This window comes from Aureimonas altamirensis, assembly GCF_023702225.1.
GTDB lineage: Bacteria > Pseudomonadota > Alphaproteobacteria > Rhizobiales > Rhizobiaceae > Aureimonas > Aureimonas altamirensis_B.
Genome location: NZ_JAMQCO010000002.1, coordinates 184,753 through 207,361, shown reverse-complemented (window position 1 = coordinate 207,361; position 22,609 = coordinate 184,753). Strand labels below are relative to the sequence as shown.

At 65.7% G+C, this 22,609-nt stretch carries 20 protein-coding genes and 1 pseudogene; 13 read left to right on the top strand and 8 right to left on the bottom strand.

The genetic code is table 11. The annotated features are described in order from the left end of the window. Positions 1-18 precede the first annotated feature (18 nt). From NDN16_RS03685 to dhaL (NDN16_RS03655), 7 genes and pseudogenes are all read left to right on the top strand, one after another. Positions 19-1,674: an FGGY-family carbohydrate kinase gene (locus NDN16_RS03685; RefSeq protein ID WP_251112272.1), complete on the top strand. Its 1,656-nt coding sequence runs from the start codon at positions 19-21 to the stop codon at positions 1,672-1,674. Next, positions 1,674-3,185 (top strand): glycerol-3-phosphate dehydrogenase, encoded by a 1,512-nt coding sequence (locus NDN16_RS03680; RefSeq protein ID WP_251112271.1) that lies wholly within the window; start codon positions 1,674-1,676, stop codon positions 3,183-3,185. Before NDN16_RS03685 ends, NDN16_RS03680 begins: the two co-directional genes overlap by 1 nt. Before the next feature lie 29 nt (positions 3,186-3,214). Further along, positions 3,215-4,156: a sugar phosphate isomerase/epimerase family protein gene (locus NDN16_RS03675; RefSeq protein ID WP_251112270.1), complete on the top strand. Its 942-nt coding sequence runs from the start codon at positions 3,215-3,217 to the stop codon at positions 4,154-4,156. Positions 4,157-4,204: 48 nt separating this feature from the next. Next, entirely contained in the window at positions 4,205-4,546 is a 342-nt protein-coding gene (locus NDN16_RS03670) for a DUF1778 domain-containing protein (protein ID WP_251112269.1), read from the top strand. After that, a complete protein-coding gene (locus NDN16_RS03665) occupies positions 4,534-5,064 on the top strand; it encodes a GNAT family N-acetyltransferase (RefSeq protein WP_251112268.1) in 531 nt (176 codons plus the stop codon). The genes NDN16_RS03670 and NDN16_RS03665 overlap by 13 nt, the downstream gene beginning before the upstream one ends. Before the next feature lie 45 nt (positions 5,065-5,109). Beyond that, positions 5,110-6,099: pseudogene (locus tag NDN16_RS03660) on the top strand (dihydroxyacetone kinase subunit DhaK); the annotation flags it as partial. 150 nt (positions 6,100-6,249) lie between these two features. Further along, the gene (gene dhaL / locus NDN16_RS03655; RefSeq protein WP_251112553.1) at positions 6,250-6,879 is read left to right on the top strand and encodes a dihydroxyacetone kinase subunit DhaL; all 630 of its coding nucleotides are present in this window, start codon (positions 6,250-6,252) and stop codon (positions 6,877-6,879) included. On the opposite strand, the gene NDN16_RS03650 is transcribed toward dhaL (NDN16_RS03655), so the two are convergent. The 4 genes from NDN16_RS03650 to NDN16_RS03635 all read right to left on the bottom strand — a co-directional run bounded on the left by NDN16_RS03650 (position 6,844) and on the right by NDN16_RS03635 (position 11,555). Further along, entirely contained in the window at positions 6,844-7,860 is a 1,017-nt protein-coding gene (locus NDN16_RS03650; RefSeq protein WP_251112267.1) for an ABC transporter permease, read from the bottom strand. The genes dhaL (NDN16_RS03655) and NDN16_RS03650 overlap by 36 nt on opposite strands. A 5-nt stretch (positions 7,861-7,865) precedes the next feature. Beyond that, positions 7,866-9,437, bottom strand: coding sequence for a sugar ABC transporter ATP-binding protein (locus tag NDN16_RS03645; protein ID WP_251112552.1), 1,572 nt, complete (start codon positions 9,435-9,437; stop codon positions 7,866-7,868). A gap of 74 nt (positions 9,438-9,511) precedes the next feature. Continuing rightward, entirely contained in the window at positions 9,512-10,504 is a 993-nt protein-coding gene (locus NDN16_RS03640) for a substrate-binding domain-containing protein (protein WP_251112266.1), read from the bottom strand. Between the two features lie 67 nt (positions 10,505-10,571). Then, positions 10,572-11,555, bottom strand: coding sequence for an ABC transporter permease (locus NDN16_RS03635; RefSeq protein ID WP_251112265.1), 984 nt, complete (start codon positions 11,553-11,555; stop codon positions 10,572-10,574). Between the two features lie 194 nt (positions 11,556-11,749). On the opposite strand from NDN16_RS03635, the gene NDN16_RS03630 reads away from it, so the two are divergent. Genes NDN16_RS03630 through NDN16_RS03610 form a run of 5 tightly spaced genes read left to right on the top strand, consistent with a single transcriptional unit; the run spans position 11,750 to position 16,970 of the window. Beyond that, a complete protein-coding gene (locus NDN16_RS03630) occupies positions 11,750-12,742 on the top strand; it encodes a dihydroxyacetone kinase subunit DhaK (RefSeq protein WP_251112264.1) in 993 nt (330 codons plus the stop codon). Continuing rightward, positions 12,739-13,389, top strand: coding sequence for a dihydroxyacetone kinase subunit DhaL (gene dhaL, locus NDN16_RS03625; protein ID WP_251112263.1), 651 nt, complete (start codon positions 12,739-12,741; stop codon positions 13,387-13,389). Before NDN16_RS03630 ends, dhaL (NDN16_RS03625) begins: the two co-directional genes overlap by 4 nt. Before the next feature lie 39 nt (positions 13,390-13,428). Continuing rightward, complete coding sequence (dhaL, locus tag NDN16_RS03620) at positions 13,429-14,100, top strand: dihydroxyacetone kinase subunit DhaL (protein WP_251112262.1); 672 nt, start codon at positions 13,429-13,431, stop codon at positions 14,098-14,100. After that, positions 14,097-16,145 (top strand): bifunctional sugar-binding transcriptional regulator/dihydroxyacetone kinase subunit DhaK, encoded by a 2,049-nt coding sequence (locus tag NDN16_RS03615; protein ID WP_251112261.1) that lies wholly within the window; start codon positions 14,097-14,099, stop codon positions 16,143-16,145. Before dhaL (NDN16_RS03620) ends, NDN16_RS03615 begins: the two co-directional genes overlap by 4 nt. Before the next feature lie 60 nt (positions 16,146-16,205). Continuing rightward, on the top strand, positions 16,206-16,970 hold the full coding sequence (locus tag NDN16_RS03610) for a hypothetical protein (protein ID WP_251112260.1): 765 nt from the start codon (positions 16,206-16,208) through the stop codon (positions 16,968-16,970). Positions 16,971-16,976: 6 nt separating this feature from the next. Here NDN16_RS03610 and NDN16_RS03605 read toward each other — a convergent pair whose 3' ends face one another. Genes NDN16_RS03605 through NDN16_RS03595 form a run of 3 tightly spaced genes read right to left on the bottom strand, consistent with a single transcriptional unit; the run spans position 16,977 to position 20,253 of the window. Further along, on the bottom strand, positions 16,977-18,056 hold the full coding sequence (locus NDN16_RS03605; RefSeq protein WP_251112259.1) for a tartrate dehydrogenase: 1,080 nt from the start codon (positions 18,054-18,056) through the stop codon (positions 16,977-16,979). Positions 18,057-18,078: 22 nt separating this feature from the next. Next, positions 18,079-19,053 carry a tripartite tricarboxylate transporter substrate-binding protein gene (locus NDN16_RS03600; protein ID WP_251112258.1) on the bottom strand — a complete coding sequence of 325 codons (975 nt, stop codon included), beginning with the start codon at positions 19,051-19,053 and terminating at the stop codon, positions 18,079-18,081. A 33-nt stretch (positions 19,054-19,086) separates the two neighbouring features. Continuing rightward, on the bottom strand, positions 19,087-20,253 hold the full coding sequence (locus tag NDN16_RS03595; protein ID WP_285292387.1) for a mandelate racemase/muconate lactonizing enzyme family protein: 1,167 nt from the start codon (positions 20,251-20,253) through the stop codon (positions 19,087-19,089). A 99-nt stretch (positions 20,254-20,352) separates the two neighbouring features. Between NDN16_RS03595 and NDN16_RS03590 the strand changes: the two genes are divergently transcribed. Beyond that, positions 20,353-21,228 (top strand): LysR family transcriptional regulator, encoded by an 876-nt coding sequence (locus NDN16_RS03590; protein WP_251112256.1) that lies wholly within the window; start codon positions 20,353-20,355, stop codon positions 21,226-21,228. Here NDN16_RS03590 and NDN16_RS03585 read toward each other — a convergent pair. Beyond that, the gene (locus tag NDN16_RS03585; RefSeq protein WP_251112255.1) at positions 21,182-22,603 is read right to left on the bottom strand and encodes an MFS transporter; all 1,422 of its coding nucleotides are present in this window, start codon (positions 22,601-22,603) and stop codon (positions 21,182-21,184) included. The two genes, NDN16_RS03590 and NDN16_RS03585, sit on opposite strands and share 47 nt — an antisense overlap. Positions 22,604-22,609: the final 6 nt, after the last annotated feature.

The following is a 22,609-nucleotide window of genomic DNA, read 5'->3' as shown; positions in this document are numbered from 1 at the left end:
GGCGTGGGAGGAAAGAGAATGCAGGGTCCGTCGAAGGGCAAGGATGTCGTCATCGGCATCGATGCCGGCACATCCGTCATCAAGGCCGTCGCTTTCGACCTCCGTGGACGGCAACTGGCGGTCGCGTCGGTCCTCAACCGTTATTCGCATGGGGCCGACGGCGCCGCGACGCAATCGCTGGAGCAGACGTGGGCCGATTGCGTCCAGGCCCTGCGCGAGCTGGTGGCCGGCACGCCGGGCCTTGCCGCGCGCGTTGCCGCCCTGTCCGTGACCGGGCAAGGCGACGGCACCTGGCTCGTCGGCGCGGGAAACCGCCCGGTGGGCGATGCATGGCTGTGGCTGGATGCGCGGGCCGCGCCGACCGTGCGCCGCCTGCGTGGCGCCATGCAGGAGCGGGAGCGGTTCGCGGCAACGGGTACCGGGCTCAATACCTGCCAGCAGGGCGCACAGATGGCGCATATGGCCAGCGCCGCGCCGGAACTGCTGCAGGCGGCCGAAGTCGCCCTGCATTGCAAGGACTGGCTTTACCTCAACCTGACGGGGATGCGTGCCACCGACCCGTCGGAGGCGAGCTTCACCTTCGGCGACTTTCGCCGCCGCGCTTATGACGATGCGGTCATCGACGCGCTCGGGCTGACGCGCGAGCGTCGCCTTCTGCCCGAGATCGTCGATGGAACGCGTGTGACGCACGATCTGACGCCGGAGGCCGCCGAGGCCACCGGCCTCCTCGCCGGAACCCCGGTCTCGCTCGGCTTCGTCGACATGGTGATGACGGCGCTTGGGGCAGGCGTCCATACCGGCCATCGCAACGCGGCCTGCTCCACGGTGGGGTCCACCGGCGTGCACATGCGGGCCGTCCCGGCCGACGACGTGGTCCTGAACGACGAGGGGACCGGCTACGTGATCCTGCTGCCGGTGCCCGGCATGGTGACGCAGGTCCAGACGAACATGGCCGCCACGCTGAACATCGACTGGCTGCTGCGCGTCGCCGGCGACCTCTTGGGCGAGGCCGGCCAGCCCGTGCCCCATGCGGACCTGGTTCGACGGATCGACGGCTGGATGGATCGCAGCCGCCCCGGCTCCATCCTGTACCATCCCTACATTTCGGATACGGGCGAGCGCGGACCCTTCATCGATGCCAATGCGCGCGCCAGCTTCATCGGACTTGCGGCCACCCATCGGTTTCCGGATCTTGTCCGGGCGGTCGTCGAGGGGCTCGGCATGGCGACGCGCGATTGCTATGCCGCGATGGGCGACATGCCGGCTGAACTGCGGCTGACGGGCGGCGCGGCGCGCTCCCGTGCGTTGCGCGGCGTGCTTTCCGCCGCGATCGGTGCGCCGGTCCGCGTCTCCGCCCGCGAAGAGGCCGGGGCGGCCGGTGCGGCGATGATGGCCGCAGTGGCCATCGGCGCCTATCCAGACATGGATTCCTGCATCGCGGAATGGGTGACGCCGCTTCTGGGCGCGGCGGAAGCCCCGGATATCGAACTCCAAACGATCTACGACCGCGACTTCGCCGCCTATGGGCAGGCGCGCCGCGCCCTCGAGGGGGTGTGGCAGACGATGGCCGACAACCGCGGAGCCGGCATCGGCAAGGCCGGCGGCGAACAACCCGCACGTGAGCATACGGAACAGACCATGGACGCCGCCGAGGCGACCGAAGGGAGTGCATGATGAGCGATACCCGAATGATCGACCTGCTGGTCGTCGGCGGCGGCATCAACGGCGCGGGCATCGCGCGTGATGCGGCGGGCCGTGGCCTTTCCGTCGTCCTGTGCGAAAAGGACGATCTGGCGCAGGGCACCTCGTCGCGCTCCGGCAAGCTGGTGCACGGGGGCCTGCGCTATCTCGAATATTACGAGTTCAGGCTGGTGCGCGAGGCGTTGATCGAGCGCGAAGTTCTTCTGAACTCGGCCCCGCACATCATCTGGCCCATGCGCTTCGTGCTGCCGCACAGCCCGGACGACCGGCCGGCCTGGCTGGTGCGGCTGGGCCTCTTTCTCTACGACCATCTCGGCGGACGCCGGAAGCTGCCGGGCACACGCTCGCTGGATCTGCGGCGCGACCCGGAAGGCGCGCCCATCAAGGATACCTACACGCGCGGCTTCGAATATTCGGACTGCTGGGTGGACGATGCACGCCTGGTGGTGCTGAACGCCGTCGGGGCGGCCGAAAAGGGCGCGGAAGTTCTGACGCGCACGGCCTGCACCAGTGTCCGACGCGAGAATGGCGCATGGACGGCGGAGCTGACCAACCGCGAGACCGGGGAAAAGCGCATGCTCCGGGCCAGGGTGGTGGCGAATGCCGGCGGCCCATGGGTCAAGGATATCGCGGGCCGCGTGGCCGGCAGCAACAGCCCGCGCAATGTGCGCCTGGTGAAGGGCAGCCACATCATCGTTCCGAAGTTCTGGGAAGGCTCGCAAGCCTATCTCGTCCAGAACCACGACAAGCGCGTCATCTTCATCAACCCCTACGAAGGCGACAAGGCGCTGATCGGCACGACCGACATTCCCTACGAAGGCCGACCGGAAGACGTGACCGCCGACGAAAGCGAAATCGGCTACCTGCTGGACGTGGTGAACCGGTACTTCAAGGAACAGTTGCGGCGCGAGGACATCATCCATGCCTTCTCCGGCGTGCGTCCCCTGTTCGATGACGGCAAGGGCAACCCTTCGGCCGTGACGCGCGACTACACGTTCGACCTCGACGAGACAGACGGCGTGCCGTTGCTCAACGTCTTCGGCGGCAAGATCACCACCTTCCGCAAGCTTGCAGAGCATGCGGTGGAGAAGATCGAGAGCTATTTCCCGGGCATGAAGGGTTCCTGGACGAGCGGCTCGCCGCTGCCGGGCGGCGAGATTCCCAACGCGGATTTCGTGACTTTCACCGAAAGGCTGCGCGAGGCCTATCCCTGGATGCCGCGCCGGCTGATGCGCCATTACGGGCGGCTGTACGGCGCGCGCACCCACATCCTGGTGGGCGGAGCAGCCAGCCTGGCCGAACTGGGCCGTCATTTCGGCGGCGATTTGTACGAGGCCGAGGTCCGCTACCTGATCGAGCATGAATGGGCGATGACGGCCGACGACGTGCTGGTGCGCCGCACCAAGCACGGCCTGCACCTGAACGACTCGGAAAAGCGCGAGCTGGCCGATTGGTTCGACGATCGGGCCGATATCGCCGCCTGACCCATCTTGCAGCATTGGACGATCCCGACATGGCCCTGACGCTTTCCCTCAACACCAATCCGCTCGTCAATCGTTTCGCCGATGTCGACGACCTGGTCGACACCGTGGCGCGGGAACTCCGTATCCGCGACCTGCAGTTGACGCACGAGTTCATCAATCCGTCCTGGCCGGCGCCGGTGATCCGCCGGCTGACGCGCGCGATGTCCGCCGCGCTGGACCGGACGGGCGTGCGCGTCACATCCGGCATGACGGGCCCATACGGGCGGCTCAACCATTTCGGACATCCCGACCGTGACGTGCGGCGCTATTACGTGGACTGGTTCAAGACCTTCGCCGACATCACGGCCGATCTCGGCGGCGTCTCGGTCGGCACGCAGTTCGCCATCTTCACCTACCGCGACTATGACGACCCGGCGCGGCGGGAAGAGCTGACGGCCATCGCCATCGATTGCTGGGCCGAGGTGGCCGAACACGCCCGGACGGCCGGGCTGGACTACATCTACTGGGAGCCGATGTCCGTCGGCCGCGAGTTCGGCCACACCATCGCCGAATGCCTGACGCTGCAGAACCGGCTTTCGGCTGCAGGGATGGCCGTTCCCATGTTCATGATGGCCGATATCGACCATGGCGACGTCACCTCGCCGAACCCGGACGATACGGACCCCTATGCCTGGGCGCGTGCCGTTCCGACGGTTTCGCCCATCATCCATATCAAGCAGTCGAAGATGGACAAGAGCGGCCACCGCCCCTTCACGGCGGAACACAACGCCAATGGGCGCATCAAGCCGGAGCCGCTGCTGGACGCCCTGCGCGAAGGCGGCGCCGCCGACAACGAAATCTGCCTGGAACTGTCGTTCAAGGAGCGCGAGCCGGACGACCGTCGCGTCATCCCGGCCATCGCGGAAAGCATTGCCTTCTGGTCACCCTACATCGATACAGGGGAAGCGGACCTTAAGCCCGATCCTCTATGAGTGCCTTCTGTATTGACAGTGTGGATACAGACACCCATATTTTCGGTCATGGCAAAAACACGTCTCGCCCCTTCCGAATCTTCTCGTTCCAAGAACGCTGCCGTCGCGGCGCGCGCCTCTAAGGCGGACGCCAAGGGCAGCATCAACCTGCGGATAGAGTCCACCACCCGCCAGCTCATCGACGATGCTGCGGCGGTGCTCGGCAAGACGCGCACGGAGTTCATGGTGGAAAGCGCACGGCGGCAAGCGGTGGATGTGCTGCTCGACCAGCGCCTGTTCACCCTTGATCCCGAACGCTACGACGCCTTCATGCAGGCGATCGACAACCCGCCCGCGCCGGGACCGAAGCTCAAGGCCCTGCTGCGCCGGACCCCGGCATGGCAGAGGTAGACGACACGCCTGACCAGCCTGAATTGCGACTTTCGGCCCCCGTTCCTCTGACAGTAGAGCATGATCTTTCGGCATTCGACTGCGGCGAGCCTGCGCTGAACGACTGGCTGCGCCAGCGGGCCTTGAAGAACGAAAGCCGGTTCTCGCGCACCTATGTCGTGTGCGCGGGAAATCGGGTCGTCGGCTATTTCTGCATCTCGGCGGGATCGGTCGAGCGGGGTGCGGCTCCCGGCAAGGTGCGACGTAACGCGCCCGACCAGATTCCGGTTTCGATCATCGGGCGGCTCGCCGTCAGCCTCGACCACGCGGGCAGGGGCCTCGGCGCGGACCTGTTATCGGATGCTTTGCGGCGGATCGCGCTGGCCTCGCAAAGCATCGGAATCGGGGCGGTGATGGTCCAGGCGAAGGATAAGGCGGCGAAGCGCTTCTATCTGCGCTATGCGGAGTTCGTCGAGTATCCCGAGGACAGCCGGACGCTGTTCCTGCCCATCGAAACCGTTGTGGCTGCCTTCGGTTAGACCATACAATCTGAACGTGAACCAGGCATTCGGGAGGGCGGCGAGATGGCGGAGCGGCGTACCAAGAAGCTCATCAACAATCCGGATGATGTCATATCGCAGATGCTGGACGGCGTCGCGGGTGCGCATCCGGCGCTGCTGAGGGTGGAAGGGCGTGCGCGGCGCGCCGTCGTCGCTGTCGATGGTCCGCGCGACGGCAAGGTCGCCGTCGTCGTGGGGGGTGGCTCCGGCCACGAGCCGGCCTTCTTCGGTTATGTCGGGCGCGGTCTGGCCGATGCAGCGGCCGTCGGCAACGTCTTCGCGTCTCCTTCTCCCGAACAGGCGGCCGAGGCGGCCCGCGCCGTGGACGGCGGGGCAGGCGCGCTCTTCATCTACGGCAATTACACCGGCGACGTGATGAATTTCGACATGGCCGCGGAGTTGCTGGCGGGAGACGGCATCGAGGCGCGCAGCGTGCAGGTGACGGACGATGTCGCCTCGGCTCCTTCCGAGCGAAGGCACGAACGGCGCGGCATCGCCGGAGACGGATTCGTCTTCAAGATCGCCGGTGCGGCGGCCGATCTCGGCCATGACCTGGACGGCGTCGAACGGCTGGCACGCCATGCCAATCGCCATACGGCCTCGATGGGCGTCGCCCTGACCCCGTGCTCCCTGCCGCAGACGGCGGTGCCGAACTTCGAGATCGGCGATGGCGAGATGGAGATCGGGATGGGCCTGCATGGAGAGCCCGGCATCTCGCGCGTCCCGCTGGAAAGTGCCGACAGCGTTGCCGACCGGTTGCTGGAACCGATCCTCGCCGACCTCGCCCTTGCGGAAGGCGAACGGGTGGCGGTGATGGTCAACGGGCTCGGAGCTACCCCGTAAATGGAGCTTTATATCCTGCACCGGCGGGTCAAGGCGCGGCTGGACGAAGTCGGCGTCGTGATCCATCGCAGCTTCGTGGGCGAATATGCCACCTCGCTGGAGATGGGCGGCGCATCGGTGACGGTGATGAAGCTCGACGCCGAGCTCGAGGCTCTTCTGGATCACCCCTGCCACGCTCTGGCGTGGAGCCACGGCGCGCCCGCCGCCCCATCGTCCGCAGGGCTTTCCCACCGGCGGCATGAACATGCCCGGCGTGCCGACGTGCAGGACGACGCCGCGCTGCGGGAAGACGGCGACATCACCCCCGCCGGCTTCCGCTCCATGATGCTGGCGGCGGCCGAAGCGATTGCGCATGAGAAAGACAGGCTCTCGGCCCTGGACGGCGTGATCGGCGATGGCGACCATGGCGTCACGATGGATATGGGCTGGCGGGCCATCGTCGCGGCGCTGAATGCGCAGCCCGAGGGCGCGACCGTGACGGCACAATCTCGCGTGGCCTCTTCGGCTTTCCTGGAAGCGGTCGGCGCCTCGGCCGGGCCGCTCTATGCGACCGCCTTCCTGAAGGCGGCGGAGGCGGTGCGGGATCGTCGCAACCTCGATGCCGGCGCCGTCGCGCGGCTGGTCGCTGCGATGGCCGAAGGCATCGCCGGCCGTGGCAGGGCCGTTGCCGGCGACAAGACCATGCTGGATGCGTGGCTGCCGGCGGCGGAAGCGGCGGCGTCGGTTGCAAGCCGCGGCGGCTCGACGGCGGACTGCCTGACCGGTGCGGCGGAGGCGGCGGCGCAGGGAGCGCGGCGCACGGCCGATCTGGTTGCGCGCAAGGGGCGTTCGGCCAAGCTTGGCGAACGCGGCCTCGGCCATGTCGACGCCGGGGCGGCCTCTGCCGCCGTCATTCTTGCGGCATGGAGTGCGAGCCTATCGACGCTGCAGCACGAAGAAGACGCCGGCTGATACGATGAACAGGCCGAGAATGGCCGTTTGCCAGGTGCTCGGGATGCCAACCATGATCAGGACGTTGCTGACCAGCGTTATGAGCACGACGCCCAGGAGCGTGCCGAGCACCGTGCCCGAGCCTCCGGTTATCCGCGCGCCGCCAAGGATTACGGCCGCGATGACCGAAAGCTCGATGCCTGCAAGGTCGAACGGATTGGCCAGCCGATTGCTGGACACGTGGATGATACCGCCTATGCCCGCCAGCATTCCCGCCCAGGCGAAGACGAACAGCTGAACGGTCGCCACTTTGTAGCCGAGCCGTTCCGCTATGTCGGGCCTGCCGCCGAGGGCATATACGGCGCGCCCGATCAGCGTGAAGCGCAGGATCGCCCAGGTGGCGAGTGCGGCTGCCGCAAGCACCAGCACGAATGCGGGCAATTGCACGGTGAAGCCGTTCTCCGCGGTGCGCGTCATCAGGCTGGCCTGTCCGAACCTGTCCATCGCCGCTGGAATATTCATGAACAGGGCAGTGCCGACGAATGTCAGCAGGAAGCCGCGATAGGCGTATTGCGTGCCGATGGTGACGATCAGCGAAGGCGCCTTGAGTGCATTGACGAGGACGCCGTTGATCGCCCCGAGCAATGCGCCGCCCAGTGCCGCGACACAGAAGATGACGAGCATACCGGTATCCGGGGCGAAGAGCGTGACCGCTTTCGTCACCGCATACATGACGAAGGCCGCGATGGCCGAAAACGAAACGTCCAGGCCACCTGCCGCAAGCACCATCAGGACGCCGAGCGCGAAGAGCCCGCGCACGACCGATGCCCGCAGGATATCGAACAGGTTTGCGAGCTGCCAGAAGGCCGGGTTGATCGTACCGACGACGATGCAGATGACGACGATCAGAAGGGCAGCGAAGGCTTCGGGATGGCGGCGGAAAACTCCGACAATGCGGTTCGGAAGGCTCGGCGCGGCGGCTGGTATCGTATCCGTGGTCATTCGTGTCAGGCCCTGTTGCGGTTCGCGCCGAGCTGCAATGCAGCGCCCATCCGTTCGTACAGCGCGGCCTCGTCCAGGTCCGTCGCCGCGTCGATGGAAACGATATGCCCCTTCTGCATGACCGCGATCCGATCGCAGTTCTGAAGCAGTTCCGGCAGGTCGTCGCTGATGATGATGACGGCCATTCCGCCGTCGGCGAGGGCCTGGATGATGCGGAAGATCGTATCCTTGGAACCGACGTCCACTCCGACGGTCGGGCCATGGAGGATCAGAAGGCGCGGCTGGATAGCCAGCCAGCGGCCGATCAGGATCCGCTGCTGGTTGCCACCTGAAAGCGATTGTACCGGACGCTTGATGTCCGGCGCGGCGACTTTCAGGTCCCGCATCAGCCCGTTCGCGACTTCGGCGCTCTTCCGTCTGTCGATGAGGCCGAGCCCGTTTCGGAGCTTGCGAAGAATAGCCATCACGAGGTTTTCCTCGATCGGCTTCTCAAGGAACAGGCCTTCCGTCAGTCGGTCCTCGGGCACATATCCGATGCCCGCCCGATTGGCTTGCGACGGTGTCGCCAGCGTGATGGCGCTGCCGCCCATGCGTATCTGGCCAGTGTCCGCGGGCGAGACGCCGGCCAGGGCCCGCGCCAGCTCGTTGCGCCCCGAATCGAGCAGGCCGGTTATCCCGAGAATTTCCCCTTCGGCCAATGCAAGCGAGACGTCGCGGAAGGCGGCCTTCTTTCCGAGCGCGTGTGTTTCCAGCAACGTATCACCGATGCGCGGCCGGGTCCGATAGCGCCCTTCGTCGATATCGCGGCCGGTCATCAAGGCGGCCAATTCGCGTTTGGACGCTCCGGCAATGTCGCATTGGCGGACGATCGCGCCGTCGCGCATCACGATGGCCTGGCCACCGATCGCCTTGCACTCGTCCAGCTTGTGCGTGACGAACAGCACCGAGACGCCGTCCGCGTGAAGGCGTCGCACGACGGCGATCAGGTTCTCTACCTCCCGGCGCGTCAAGGATGTGGTCGGCTCGTCCATGATGACCAGCCCGGCCCGGCCGGCGATGGCGCGGGCTATGGCGACGAGCTGGCGTGTCGCGATTGGAAGGTCTTCTATGCGACGTTTCAGAAATGCGGTGTCGGTGGGCAAGTCCACCCTGGCCAATGCGGCGCGGGCCGTGGATCTGAGCCTTGGACCGGAAAGACCCCTGAACAGACGTCCGTCCCCTTCCACAAGTTGCTGATTCAGCGCGACATTCTCTTCCACCGACATGTTCGGCAGAAGGGAAAGATCTTGGTAGACCGTCTCGATCCCGGCCTTCAGCGCGGCGATGGGGTTCAACCGATCGCGTTTGATCCCGTCGATGACGAGGCTGCCTTCCGTGGCAGGTTGTGCACCCGACAGAATCCGGATGAGGGTAGACTTGCCGCAGCCGTTCTCGCCGAGAAGGTGGTACGTCTGTCCACGGTCGATCCGAAAGCTGACGCCGCGCAGCGCATGAACGCCGCCGTAACGCTTGTGGAGGTTGCTGACCTCCAGAAACGCGGAGCCGTCGTTCATCTCGGGGTTGCCGTCGCGCGCCATCGCCGTGTTCCTGTCATCCGCCGTCGGCGGGGCAGGCGACAGCCTGCCCCGCGGCTTCGTTCCTTCCGTCATTCTCAGAAGGGATAGTCCTTGTAGTTATCCTTGGTGACGTCCACCCAGGCCTGTCCGCGCACGATCACGCCTTCGCCCGGGCCGTCCGTGACGCTGACCTTGTCGTAGCCGGGAACGCCGAGATCCATGCCGTCGGTTATCTCTTCGCCATTCAGGACTTTTTCGGCCAGGATGTTCATGACATAGCCGGCATCCTTCGGGTCCCAGAAGGCGATGCCGTCGACCGCGCCCGTCTCGAGATAGGGGCCGGTATCCTTGGGCAGGCCCAGGCCGTAGACGCACGTCTTGTCGGCGATGCCGGCTTCCTCGACGGCGCGTCCGATGCCGATGACATCGATCGCGGAGCCCCCCTGGAAGCCCTTGATATCGGGATGCGCGCGCAGGATCTCGCGGGCAAGATCATAGGCGCGGTTGGCGTCGTTGAAGGACTCGTTCTTGGCCGAGACGAGTTCCATGTTCTCGTACTTCTCGGCATTCTTCGCGCCGCCGTCCGCCCATTGCACATGCGTCAGGCTGCCAAGCGAGCCGACGAAGGATGTCCACTTGCCCTCGTGGCCCATGCATTCCGCCAGCTGTTCGTTGAAATGGGCGCCGAACTCGGCGTTGTCGAACGCCTCGAGGTCCACTTGCGTATTCTGCAGGTTGTCGGCCTCGTGCGTGACAACCTTGATGCCCCGTTGCATCGCGCGCCGCAGGACGCCCTCCAGGGAGGACGGGTCCATCGGCACGATGGCTATGGCGTCGACACCCTGCGCGATCAGGTCCTGGATTATGGCGGCCTGTTGCGCCGCGTCCGCCTTGGCAGGTCCCACCTGGCGCGTGGCGATGCCGTCATGCTCGTCGCCGTAGGCCTTGACGCCTTCTTCCATGCGGGTGAACCAGTTCTCGCCGGTCACCTTCACCACCGTGACGACGTTCTTTTCCTGTGCCGCAACCGGCGAAGCCAGGGCCATGCCCAAGGCGGCGGTGCCCAGAAGGGCAGTCAAGATGCGCATTCCCGTTTCCTCCACAATCCCTCGATGGTCAGCACTCGCGCGGGAGGGGCCGCACGGGGCAATCGGTTCAGGCCCGCACGCGCATGAAGGGGCGCAGGTCTATCCGCGCGGATGCGAGGAACAGCAGCAGAAGCAGCCCCCATGCACAGTCGCGGAAAAAATTGGAGATACCCATGAAGTTGAACAGGCTGGACAGCATCTGCAGCGCAATGGCGGACAGGACCACGCAGACCACGCGTCCATAGCCGCCCGATGGGCGCACGCCGGCCATTACAACGATCAGGATGGCGACGAGCACGTAGGACGTGCCGTAATCCCATTTTACGCTGGACGTGCGGGCAGCGATCACGAAACCGGCGACGGCAGCGAGAATACTGGACAGGAGATAGGTGCCGAACAACATCCGTCGTACCGCAATCCCTGCGTAGAATGCCGCAACCGGGTTGCTGCCCATCAGGAACAGACGTTTCCCGAAAGCGCTGAACCGCAGGGCGATGGCCAGCAGGGCCGCGATCGCAATGAAAAGCGCAAACGGCAGCGGCACTCCGAAGACGGGCATGTTGCCGAAATCGTCCATGGGCAGGATGAAGCCCAGCGTCTGCGCGGAGCCCCCCGTAAGTCCCACGGCGATGCCGGTGAACAGGAGTTGCGTGCCCAGGGTCGCGATGATGGGCGTCAACCCGGCATAGCCGACCAGCGTGCCGTTGACGATGCCGCCGAAGATACCGGTGGCTATAGCCACGCCGAAGAAGACCCATGTGTAGGCGAGCGGCGTCGTGTCCGGTGACGCGATGGATGGCGCCAGCAGCGCCGCCACGATGCCGGAGAGATTGGCCAGCGCGATCCCGGAAAGATCGATGCCGCCATTGCCGGAAACCATCGCCAGCATTACGCCGAGCGCCAGCAGCCCAAGCTCCGGCACCTGCGCGCCCATCGACTGGAAATTGAACAGGCTTGTGTAGGAAGGGCCGACCGACAGGAGCGCTCCCGCAACGATGAGCGCGTTGACCGCAACCAGAAATGTGAACTGGCGGTCGAACTGCTCGCCCATCTCCCAAACCTCCCTGCCGTCGAACCTGCAGCGGAGTTGCTGCAGGCGCCTCCATGACGTGCAGGGCCACACTAAGCTGTCGGTGACATATGTCAATCATTATTGAATAATGACAGGTGGGCCCAAATCCGTTATGAGCCGATAGATGAGGGAGGCGCCGCCATGTCGGGACGGCGCAGGGAGAGGTCAGATCCATGCAACGTTTCATCAACAACCCGGACGATCTCGTCGACGAAACGGTGGCCGGCTTCGTCAAGGCGCACAGGCGCCTGGTACGCCTGCATCCGGAAAATCCGCGGGTCGTGCTTTCGGTCGATGCGGCGCGGCCTGGACGGGTCGGCATCGTGACCGGCGGCGGCTCCGGCCACGAGCCTGCCTTCATCGGCTATACGGGGCGCAATCTGGTCGACGCAGTCGCCGTCGGCGAACTCTTCTCCTCACCGACCGCGAAGAGTTTCGCGGATGCCATCCGGGCTGCGGACGGGGGTGCCGGGGTCGCCGTGCTGTATGGCAATTATGCCGGCGACAACATGAACGTCAAAATGGCGATGCGCATGGTCGGCAAGGACGGTATCGAAGTTGCCACCGTCGTCGCCAACGACGATGTCCTGTCGGCGCCACCGGTAGAGCGTGAGAAGCGACGTGGCGTTGCGGGCGAGATCTTCATGTGGAAGATCGGCGGTGCGCGTGCGGCGGAGGGCGCCGGGCTCGCCGAGGTGCAGGCGGCCGCCCGGAAGGCCGTCGATGCGTGCCGCTCCGTCGGTGTCGGCCTGGGGCCATGTACCCTGCCGGCGGTGGGCCATCCCAATTTCAGCATCGAGGCGGGCACGATGGAGGTCGGCATCGGCCACCACGGAGAACCCGGAACCAAGGTAGAGGCATTGCGCACCGCCGACGAAGTTGCCGACGAGATGCTCGACATCGTCATGGCAGAGCACGAGGTCGGTGCAGGCGGTGAAGTGGCGGTGCTGGTGTCCGGCCTCGGCGCGACGCCGGTGAACGAGCTCTATGTCCTTTACGACCGGATCGAGAAGGGCCTTTCCGAGCGTGGCCTGTCCGTTCACAAGGCTTTTGTCGGCAACTACTTCACCTCCCTCGAAATGGTTGGCGCGACGTTGACGGTGATGGTGCTGGACGACGAGCTCAAGCGCCTTCTCGACATGGAAACCGCCTCTCCGGCTTTGTGAGGACAAGAATGACACAAGCTATCGACAATGCCGGCCAGGGCGCGATCGTCGAAGAGATCGCGGCGGTCATCGTGGCCAACAAGGCCTATCTTTCGGAGATCGACGGCAAGATCGGCGATGGCGATCATGGCGTGAACATGGCCAAGGGGTTCGGCCGCGCCGCCGAGCGCATCCATGGCCGCGAAGTCGGCCTGGATGAAGCGCTGGCAACGCTTTCGGATGTCCTGATGTCGGAGATCGGCGGCTCGATGGGGCCGCTCTACGGCCTGATGTTCGAAGACATGGCGGCCGTCCTGAAAGGCCGCGATACGGTCGATGCCGAAACGTTTTCCGCCATGCTCAATGCCGGGCTGGACGGGGTGCGCGGCGTCGGCAGCGCCGAGGTCGGCGACAAGACGCTGATGGATACGCTGGTTCCCGCCGTCGCCGCCTTCGACGCGCACAAGCAAGAGGGATTCGCTGCGGCCCTCGACGCGATGACAGCCGCCGCCGAGAAGGGCCGCGATTCCACCGTGGATCTGGTTGCCAGGATCGGCCGCGCCAGCCGGCTCGGGGAGCGGTCCCGCGGGGTCCTGGATGCCGGTGCGACGTCCTGCTGCCTCATCCTGTCGACCTTCGGCGGCTCGATCGCCCGCCGGCTGGGCTGACGGCTTGCACATGAGCCGGATTCCGGCCGAGACTGCGCCATGGGCAAGATAGAATCGGGCGATATGGTCGATCTGTTCCGCGTGGTTTCCACGCGGTTGTCCGAAGCGCGCGACTGGCTGGGTGAACTGGACGGCGCCATCGGAGATGCAGACCATGGCACGTCCATGGCCGAAGGATTTGCGGCCATCGTCCGTGCGACACGGGATGCGGCGACCGGCGGTACACCTGCCGGCGCATTGTTCCCGATCGCGGCACGATCCTTTCTCAGTGCCGTGGGTGCGACGGCCGGACCCCTTTATGCCAGCGCCCTGTTGCGGGCCGGACAGGGCCTGGAAGATGCCGAAAGCCTGTCGGACCGCGACATAGCCAACCTCATACCGGCGATGGCGGATGGGATACGCCAACGCGGCAAGGCTGCAGCGGGCGACAAGACCATGATGGACGCATGGGGGCCAGCCGCGCGCGCCGTCGAATCGGCATTGGCCGCAGGCGTCTCGCCGTTGCGCACACTCGACGCTGCAGTCGAGGCCGCGATGGAGGGCCGCGACTCCACCAGGGCCATGGTTGCCTCGAAGGGGCGCGCCTCGCGTCTCGGCGAGCGGAGCCTCGGACATCTGGACCCTGGCGCTGCATCAGCGGTCATCGTCATCGAAGGGTTGCGCGAAGGACTGGCGCTGATCCTCGAGCGCAAGGGCGAGGCTGGCCGATGACACGCATCGCCGGAAAGGCATCGGGAGAGCCCGGCTCGATGCCGCTGCGTTTCGGCGACGATGCACTGCTCTGGGCGGCCTGGCTGTATTACGAAGAAGGCATGACCCAAGGCGATATCGCCGCGACGATGGGCGTATCGCGCGCCTCGGTGAACGCCTACCTGGCCGACGCGCGTACCCGCGGCCTCGTCAATATCGAGATCGAGCCGGTCAAGTTCCGCGCCCTTTCCCTTGCGGAAGCCCTGAAGGAGCATTTCGGGCTGCAGGACTGCCTGGTCATACCTACGGACGGAGGAGAGCGGTCGCTGATCGCACGGCTGGGCAATGCCGGCGCGCAAGCCTTGTCGTTCCACGTACGGTCCGGCGATACGATCGCCGTAACGTGGGGGCGGACGATGCTTTCCCTTGCGCAGGCGATGCAGGCGCCCGGCCTGGCCGACATCAGGGTGGTGCAGGCCACGGGAGGCACGACAGCCAAGATACCCTGGACACCGGAGGCCTGCGCATCACGGCTTGCCGAGGCGCTCGGCGCCCGCTGCATTCCCTTGTCTGCGCCGGCGATCGTATCCAGCGCGACGGTGCGCGACATGCTCTTGGGCGAAGCCGTCCTTGCCGAGCAGATGGACGTTCTTGCAGAGGCGAACCGCATCGTGCTGGGCATTTCCTCGCTGCGGCCAGAAAGCGCCATCCATACGAGCGGCTTCTTCGAGGGGGTTACGCAGCACCTCCATTATCAGGATGCCATCGGCAGCATCGCCGGCCGCTTCATTTCGACGCGCGGAGAGGCGGTGTCGGGGCCATTGGACGGACGAACCGTCGGGATAGACCTCGCGGCGCTCAGGCGGATCCCGCACCGTATCGCCGTCGCCGGAGGGGTCGACAAGGTTCCCGCCATACTGGCTGCCCTGCGCGGCGGTTTCGTAAGCGTTCTCGTTACCGACGCCTCGACAGGACGCGGCATCCTGACGGCAGAGGGCTTTCAGGATACGCCGCGCCGCTCGGCGTCGCCGGCGCAAACGCCTTTGGCAGCCCGCACACGCGTCAAGAAATTGCTGAACGATCCGCATGATGCCGTCGACGAAATGCTGGCGGGCGCGGCGGCGGCGCATGACGATATCCTGGCCCCCGTCAAGGATGCGCCGCGCGCAATCGCCCGAACGGATGCGCCGCGCCCCGGCAAGGTCGGAATCGTGGTGGGAGGCGGCTCCGGGCATGAGCCGGGGTTCTGGGGCTATGTCGGTCCCGGGCTCGCAGATGCCGCCGCCATCGGCAACGTATTTTCCGCGCCGCCGCCGGACCCGATACTGGCGGCGACGCGCGCGGTCCATTCCGGCGCGGGAGTGCTGTATATCTACGGTAATTTCTCGGGCGACGTCATGAACTTCGACATGGCGGCAGAGCTTGCCGCAGCCGAGGGGATCGCCGTCCGGTCGATCGTCACGACGGACGACGTGGCGTCATCACCGGCGGAATCGCGCGCCGCCAGGCGCGGGGTCGCCGGCAACGTCTTCGTCTTCAAGGTCGCGGGAGCCGCAGCCGAGCGGCATCTGCCGCTCGATGCATGTGAAGCCGTCGCGCGGCGCGCCAATGCCCGAACCTACACGATGGGTATTGCGCTGGAGCCCGGTTCTCTGCCGGAAACGCGTCGCCCCAGTTTCGTCATCGGACCGGAGGACATGGAGATCGGCGTCGGCGTCCACGGCGAACCGGGCATCGCCCGGCAGCCCGTGGCCAGGGCCGACGCCGCGGCGGACCTGATGCTGGACCGTATCCTGGCCGAGATACCTGCCGCAGAGGGGGATCGTGTGGCCGTTCTGGTCAACTCTCTCGGCGGTACGCCCACGATGGAGCTGTATATCGTCTATCGGCGCGTCCGCGAGCGCCTGAAGGCGAGAGGGCTGAAGGTGACGATGAGCCTCGTCGGGCCGTACTATACCTCGTTGGATATGGTGGGCGTATCGCTGTCCATCATGCACCTCGACGACCAGCTCGCGGATCTCTTGATGGATCCATGCCGCTCGGCCGCGATGGAATGGGGCGCTTAGCTTTAAGTCGGCCGCCGCCGATATTCGGATCGGGGCAAGCAGTACAGGGGGAGCCAGTCGGTGGAGCCGCTTTCGACGTCTTTGCTGATCTTCACGATCGTCGTTGTCGGGGCGATGGCCGCCATGGCGGTCGGGCCGTCACTGCGGCCGCACCACATATCGGCCGAAACGCGCGACGTGGTGAAACTGGGCATCGGCATGGTGTCGGCCATGAGCGCCCTGATCCTTGGGCTTACCGTCTCTTCGGTCATGTCCAGCTACAACCTGACCGAGCGCGACGTCCAGCAATATGCGACCGACCTCGTCAACCTGGACGGCGCCCTGCGCGATTATGGGGCAGGCGCCGATGCCGTGCGCGCCGACCTGCAACACTTTACCGCGTTGTCGCTTGCCGAGGCGTGGCCGGCCCGCCGCAGCCTCATGCCGGGCGCGGAGGAAACGGATGTCGAGCTGGCGCTCGCCGCCATCGGAACGGCGATTTCGGACCTGCCGGGCGAGAGCGGTGACGCCGCGCGGGATCGCGACGCGGCCATGGCCATGTTCCACAAGGTGCAGCAGGATCGCTGGAAGATCGGGATCGAAAGCTACTCGTCGGTCAATCCGGTCATGATCGCCGTCGTCACCGTCTGGCTGACGCTGATCTTCGTTTCCTTCGGGCTGTTCGCACCGCGCAACATCGTGTCGGTGCTGTTCCTGATCATATGCCCGGCCTGCATAGCCGGAACGATCTATCTGATCCTCGACCTCAACACCCCCTTCGAGGGAACGACCGCCATCGCGCCCGTGCCACTCGAACGTGCCTTGCTGCACCAGCAGAAGTCCTGACGATCCTCAGCCGATCTCGGCGGCGATGGCCTTGCCGGCGGCAGCCGTGTCGGCCTGCCCCCCGAGATCGCGCGTGCGGCCGCAAGGGCTCGCCAGCACCCGTTCGATCGCTTCCACGATCGCTTTGGAGGCGGTCGCCTCTCCCAGGTGCTCCAGCATCATCGCACCGGTCCAGATCTGGCCGACCGGGTTCGCGATGCCTTGTCCCGCGATATCCGGCGCCGAGCCGTGTACCGGCTCGAACAGGGACGGGAAATCGCCGTCCGGGTTGATGTTGGCCGACGGTGCGATGCCGATGGTGCCCGTGCAGGCCGGTCCGAGATCGGACAGGATATCGCCGAACAAATTGGAGGCGACGACGACGTCGAACCTGTCCGGGTTCAGCACGAAATGCGCCGTCAGGATATCGATGTGATACTTGTCCCATCGCACATCCTGGTAGGCCTTCGCCATCTCTTCCACGCGCTCGTCCCAGTACGGCATGGAAATGGAAATGCCGTTGGATTTCGTGGCGGACGTCAGGTGCTTCGCCGGCCGCGTCCGGGCAAGGTCGAAGGCATAGCGCAGGATGCGGTCCACGCCGTGGCGGGTCATGACCGTTTCCTGGATGACCACCTCCCGCTCCGTACCGGGGAACATCTTGCCGCCAATGGAGGAATATTCGCCCTCGGTGTTCTCGCGGACGACATAGAAGTCGATGTCGCCCGGCTTGCGTCCGGCGAGCGGGCAGGGCACGCCCGGCATCAGCCGGACCGGGCGCAGGTTCACATACTGGTCGAACTCGCGGCGGAACTGCAGTAGCGAGCCCCAAAGCGATACATGATCGGGTATCTTGTCGGGCCAGCCCACCGCCCCGAAGAAGATCGCGTCGTGCGAACCGATCTGTGCCTTCCAGTCTTCCGGCAGCATCGTGCCGTGCTTTTCGTAATAGTCGTAGGACGCGAAATCGAACACGTCGAAGCGCAGGTCGAGGTCGAACGCCTTGGCGGCCGCCTCCAGAACGCGGATGCCTTCCGGCATGACTTCCTTGCCGATGCCGTCACCCGCGATGACGGCGATCCGGTAGGCGTTTCCATTGCTGCTCATGTTCAGGTTTCCGTCCTTTAAGCTATTGTCCGGCGGCAAGCCCGGCGCGCTCGATGAAGGGCCGCCAGAACTCGATCTGCGAGGCGAGTTGCGTTTGCAGCGCCTCGGGCGTCGCGTCCGCCTGCGTTACGGGCGCGGTGCCGAGATCGGTGAATCGCTGCACCAGTCTTTCGTGTGTCAGTCCCTTCTGCAATGCCGCAACCAGCGCATCGCGTACATTCTGGTCGATACCCTTGGGTGCGTAGACGCCATGCCAGACGGTGATGACGAAATCGTCCAGCCCGGCTTCGGTGGCCGTCGGCACGTCGGGCAGTTGCCCGATGCGGCCCGGCGTCGTGACGGCATAGGCTTTTACCTGTCCATCCAGGATCGGCTGGGTCGTGTTGGTGGTCTGGTCGCATGTGAGGTCGACGTGGCCGCCGAGGAGGTCCGTCATGATCGGGCCGTTCCCCTGATAGGGCACGGTCGTCATCTCGGTGTCGATGGCCGACATGAACAGCATGCTGCACAGATGCGACGCCGCGCCGACGCCTGCATTGGCCAGCGTATAGGCCTGCGAATCCGCCTTGATCGCCGAGACCAGGTCTTGCAACGAGCGTTCCGCCATATCCTTCCGCCCGATGATCGTCATCGGCGCATTGGTGACCAGGCCGATCGGCTCGAAGCTCTCGACCGGATCGTAGGGCAGGTTTGCGTAGAGCGACGGCGCGGTGGACATGCCGATATGATGCACGAGGATGGTGTAGCCGTCCGGTGCGGCCTGCGCCGCCTGTCCCGCGCCGAGCGTACCGCCCGCACCGCCGACATTCTGCACCACCACCTGCTGCCCAAGCTCCTGCGACATCGCTTCGGCCGTCAGCCGGGCGACCGTATCGGTCGGCCCGCCCGCCGAGAAGGGGACGATCATCGTGATCGGCTTGTCCGGATAGGACTGCGCCATGGCGGTAAACGAGACCGCACTGATGAGTGCAGCCAGGGTGAAGCTATGTTTTTTCATTGTTTTTCCTCCCATTGCGACGTCTGGTCGATGTTACTCCGCAACCTCCTTCATGACGCGATAGAGCGCCGATTTCGCCTCGAAGCCTACGCCGGGGATATCGGGAAGACCAACCAGGCCGCCTTCCACCGCGATGCCGTCGGCAAAGCCCCCGAAGGGCTGGAACACGTCCGGGTAGGACTCGTTGCCTCCGAGATGCAGGCCGGCCGCGATATTCAGCGACATCTGGTGCCCGCCATGCGGCACGACCCGGCGGCTGGACCAGCCGAGCTCTTCGAGGACATCCAGCGTACGCAGATACTCCACGAGGCCGTAGGACAGGGCGCAATCGAATTGCAGCCAGTCGCGGTCGGGGCGCATGCCGCCATGCCGCAGAAGGTTGCGCGCATCCTGGTGCGAGAAGAGGTTCTCGCCCGTCGCCATCGGCCCCGCATAATGATGCGCAAGATCCGCCTGCAGCGCATAATCCAGGGGATCGCCCGCTTCCTCGTACCAGAACAGGCCGTATGGGCTGAGCGCCTGCGCGTAGGCGATGGCGGTTTCGAGGTCGAAGCGGCCATTGGCGTCCACGGCCAGGCGGGCTCCGGTGCCGACGACGGACAGGACGGATTCGATCCGCCGCAGGTCTTCTTCCAGGGGGACGGCGCCGATCTTCATCTTGACGACCTCGTATCCCCGGTCGAGATAGGATCGCATCTCGTCCTTGAGCTTTTCGTCGTCCTTGCCTGGGTAGTAGTAGCCGCCGGCCGCATAGACCCAGACCTTTTCGTCGGCGACGCCGCCGCGATACCGGTCGGCCAGCAGGCGCCACAGGGGCACGCCGGCTATCTTGGCGACGGCGTCCCAAACCGCCATGTCGATGGTGCCGACCGCAACGGACCGCTCGCCGTGGCCGCCGGGTTTTTCGTTCTGCATCAGCGTACGCCAGATGGCGAACGGATCGAGATTGTCGTTTTCGGCGTCCACCAGCGCCTTCGGGTCGGCTTCCAGCAGGCGCGGAATGAACCGTTCGCGCATCAGCGCGCCTTGCCCGTAGCGCCCGTTGGAGTTGAAGCCGTAGCCGATGACCGGCTTGCCGTGCCGAACGACATCCGTCACCACCGCGACCACCGAACAGGTCATTTTCGAGAAGTCGATATAGGCGTTGGCGATGGGAGAGGCGATGGACACCGTCTTCTCCCGGATATCAACGATACGCATCGGCATGCTGCTCCTTTTTCCTGCGGCATGGATACGGCTTTGATCGTCCATCGATCCAATGCCATGATCGGTTGAGCCCATGCCGCTTCGGCATGGCCGATGATGGGGCAGGGCGTGGACGGCATCTGGCTGGACGATTTCATGGCGGTTGTGGAGGAGGGCGGCTTCTCGCGGGCGGCGGCCCGGCGCAACGTGACCCAGCCTGCCTTCAGCCGGCGCATTCGCGCGCTCGAGGCATGGGTGGGGGCGTCGCTTTTCCAGCGCCTGCCGCACGGCGTATCCCTGACACCGGCCGGGGAAGCGTTCGCCGAACTCGCGCCGGACCTGCAACGCCGCATCGCCCATATCGCCCGCAGGGCGCGGGAGGCCGCCGGTCCGAGCACGTCGGCGGTGCCCTTCGCAGCCACCCAGACCCTGTCCTTCGTGTTCTTTCCGGACTGGATCCGGCGCATGGGCGAGGGGTTCGAACTCGGGCCCATCCAGCTGAACGCGGCGAACATGGCGACCTGTGCCGAGATGATGCGACGCCAGGCCGCCGAATTCCTGATCTGCCATCATCACCCGCTGGTGGACGATCCTTTCGATGGACGGCTCCAGCATCGCGTGATCGGCCATGACAGGATGGTGGCCGTTCACGCGCCGGGGCTGGAGAAGGACGAGATCGCGCATCTCGCCTACAGCGCAGAATCGGGCCTCGGCCGTATCGCGGCCGCCTGTGCGCCATCGGCCCCTGAGGCCAACGGGAAAAGCCCGGCCTTCACATCCCATCTGGCTGCCGCGTTGCGCGGCGCCGCGGTGGGTGGCGCGGGCTATGCCTGGCTGCCGCTGCAACTTGTGGCTGCGGACCTCGCCGAGCGCAGGCTCGTCCGGATGGAAGGCGACCTGCCCGAGATCGACATCAACATCTGCATCTTCAGGCAGGGCGTTCTCAGTGCCGGGGCGGAACGGGTGTGGAAACGCGTGCTTCAGGCCTGACGCCGCCGCGCGTGGCGACATGGCCGGCGATCGCCGACAGCACCGCCAGGATGGCCGCGCCGAACATGGCCAGAGCGGTCGCGCGGCCGATGCCCGCATCGTCGAGACTTTCCGCGGCAGCGCCCCCGAAAGCGAAACCGAGGGCCGCGACGGCCAGGAGGCCGCCCGTGCGCGCCGCCACGTTGTTGATGCTGGAAGCCGTTCCGCTGCGCCCGTCCGGAACGGCGTCCAGCACCACGGTCGTCAGCGGCGGCACGGCCATCGTCATGCCGCAGCCCAGCACGATCAACCCCGGCAGGTAGCCCAGCCAATAGCCGGAATGCGGTGCGGTGATACCGATGAGCGTAAAGCCGGCAGCCGCCAGGACCGGTCCCATGGTCAGGGACAGCCAGGGCCCGGACTTGGCCGCATAGCGGCCCGACAGGCTTGAGAACAGGCCCATGATGATCGAGATGGGAAGCAGCGCAGCGCCCGCTTCCAGCGCGTCGAAACCGTGCCCCTCGATCAGGGAGAGCGGCACCATCAGGAGACCGCCGGAAAATGCTGCATAAAGAAGCACGGTCTGCAGGTTGACGCCGGAAAATACCCGGTTGGCGAATAGATCCGGAGGCATCATCGGATTGGGGCAGCGGAACTGCCATGCGACGAAGCCGGCAAGAAACGGCACGGAGAGGGCCAGCAGCATTCCGCCTTGCGACAGGGCGCCTTCGCCCATCCGCACGAGGCCGAGGCTCATCAGGCCGAGGCTTGCCGTCGCAAGCGCCGCGCCCGCGAAATCGACCGGACCGGCGCCCTTGACCTCGTCCCCGCCGAGGGCCGGGCGTACCAGCACCCATGCAACCGCCGCCAAAGGCAGGTTGATGAGGAAGACGATCCGCCAGCCGCCGAGATCGACGAGAAGTCCGCCTAAGAGGGGCGCGACGGCGGTGGTTACGGCGCTGGATGCGGCCCAGATGCCGATCGCCCGTCCCCGCGCCTCGCCCCGGAAGTTCTGTGCGAGCAGCGCCAGGCTGGCCGGCACCAGCACCGCCGCTGCCATGCCCTGGAAAAGGCGCGCCGCGATCAGCCATCCTGCGGCAGGGGCAAGAGCACAGAAAAGGGATGCCAGCGAGAACAGGAAGAGGCCAAGGCTGAAGGTGCGGACATAGCCGCGGCGGTCTCCCAGCGTGCCGGCCGGCAGCATCAGGCTCGCGAGGGTCAGCAGATAGCCGCTGACCACCCATTGCAGCGCGCTGAATCCGGCGTCGAGGCTGGAGCCGATGGCCGGCAGCGCGACGTTGACGACGGTGCCGTCGATGAAAGTCAGGCTGGAGCCCAGGATCGTCGCCGCAAGAATTCGCCACTGCGCGGCGGTGAATGCGGAAGTCCCGGCCATGCGCGC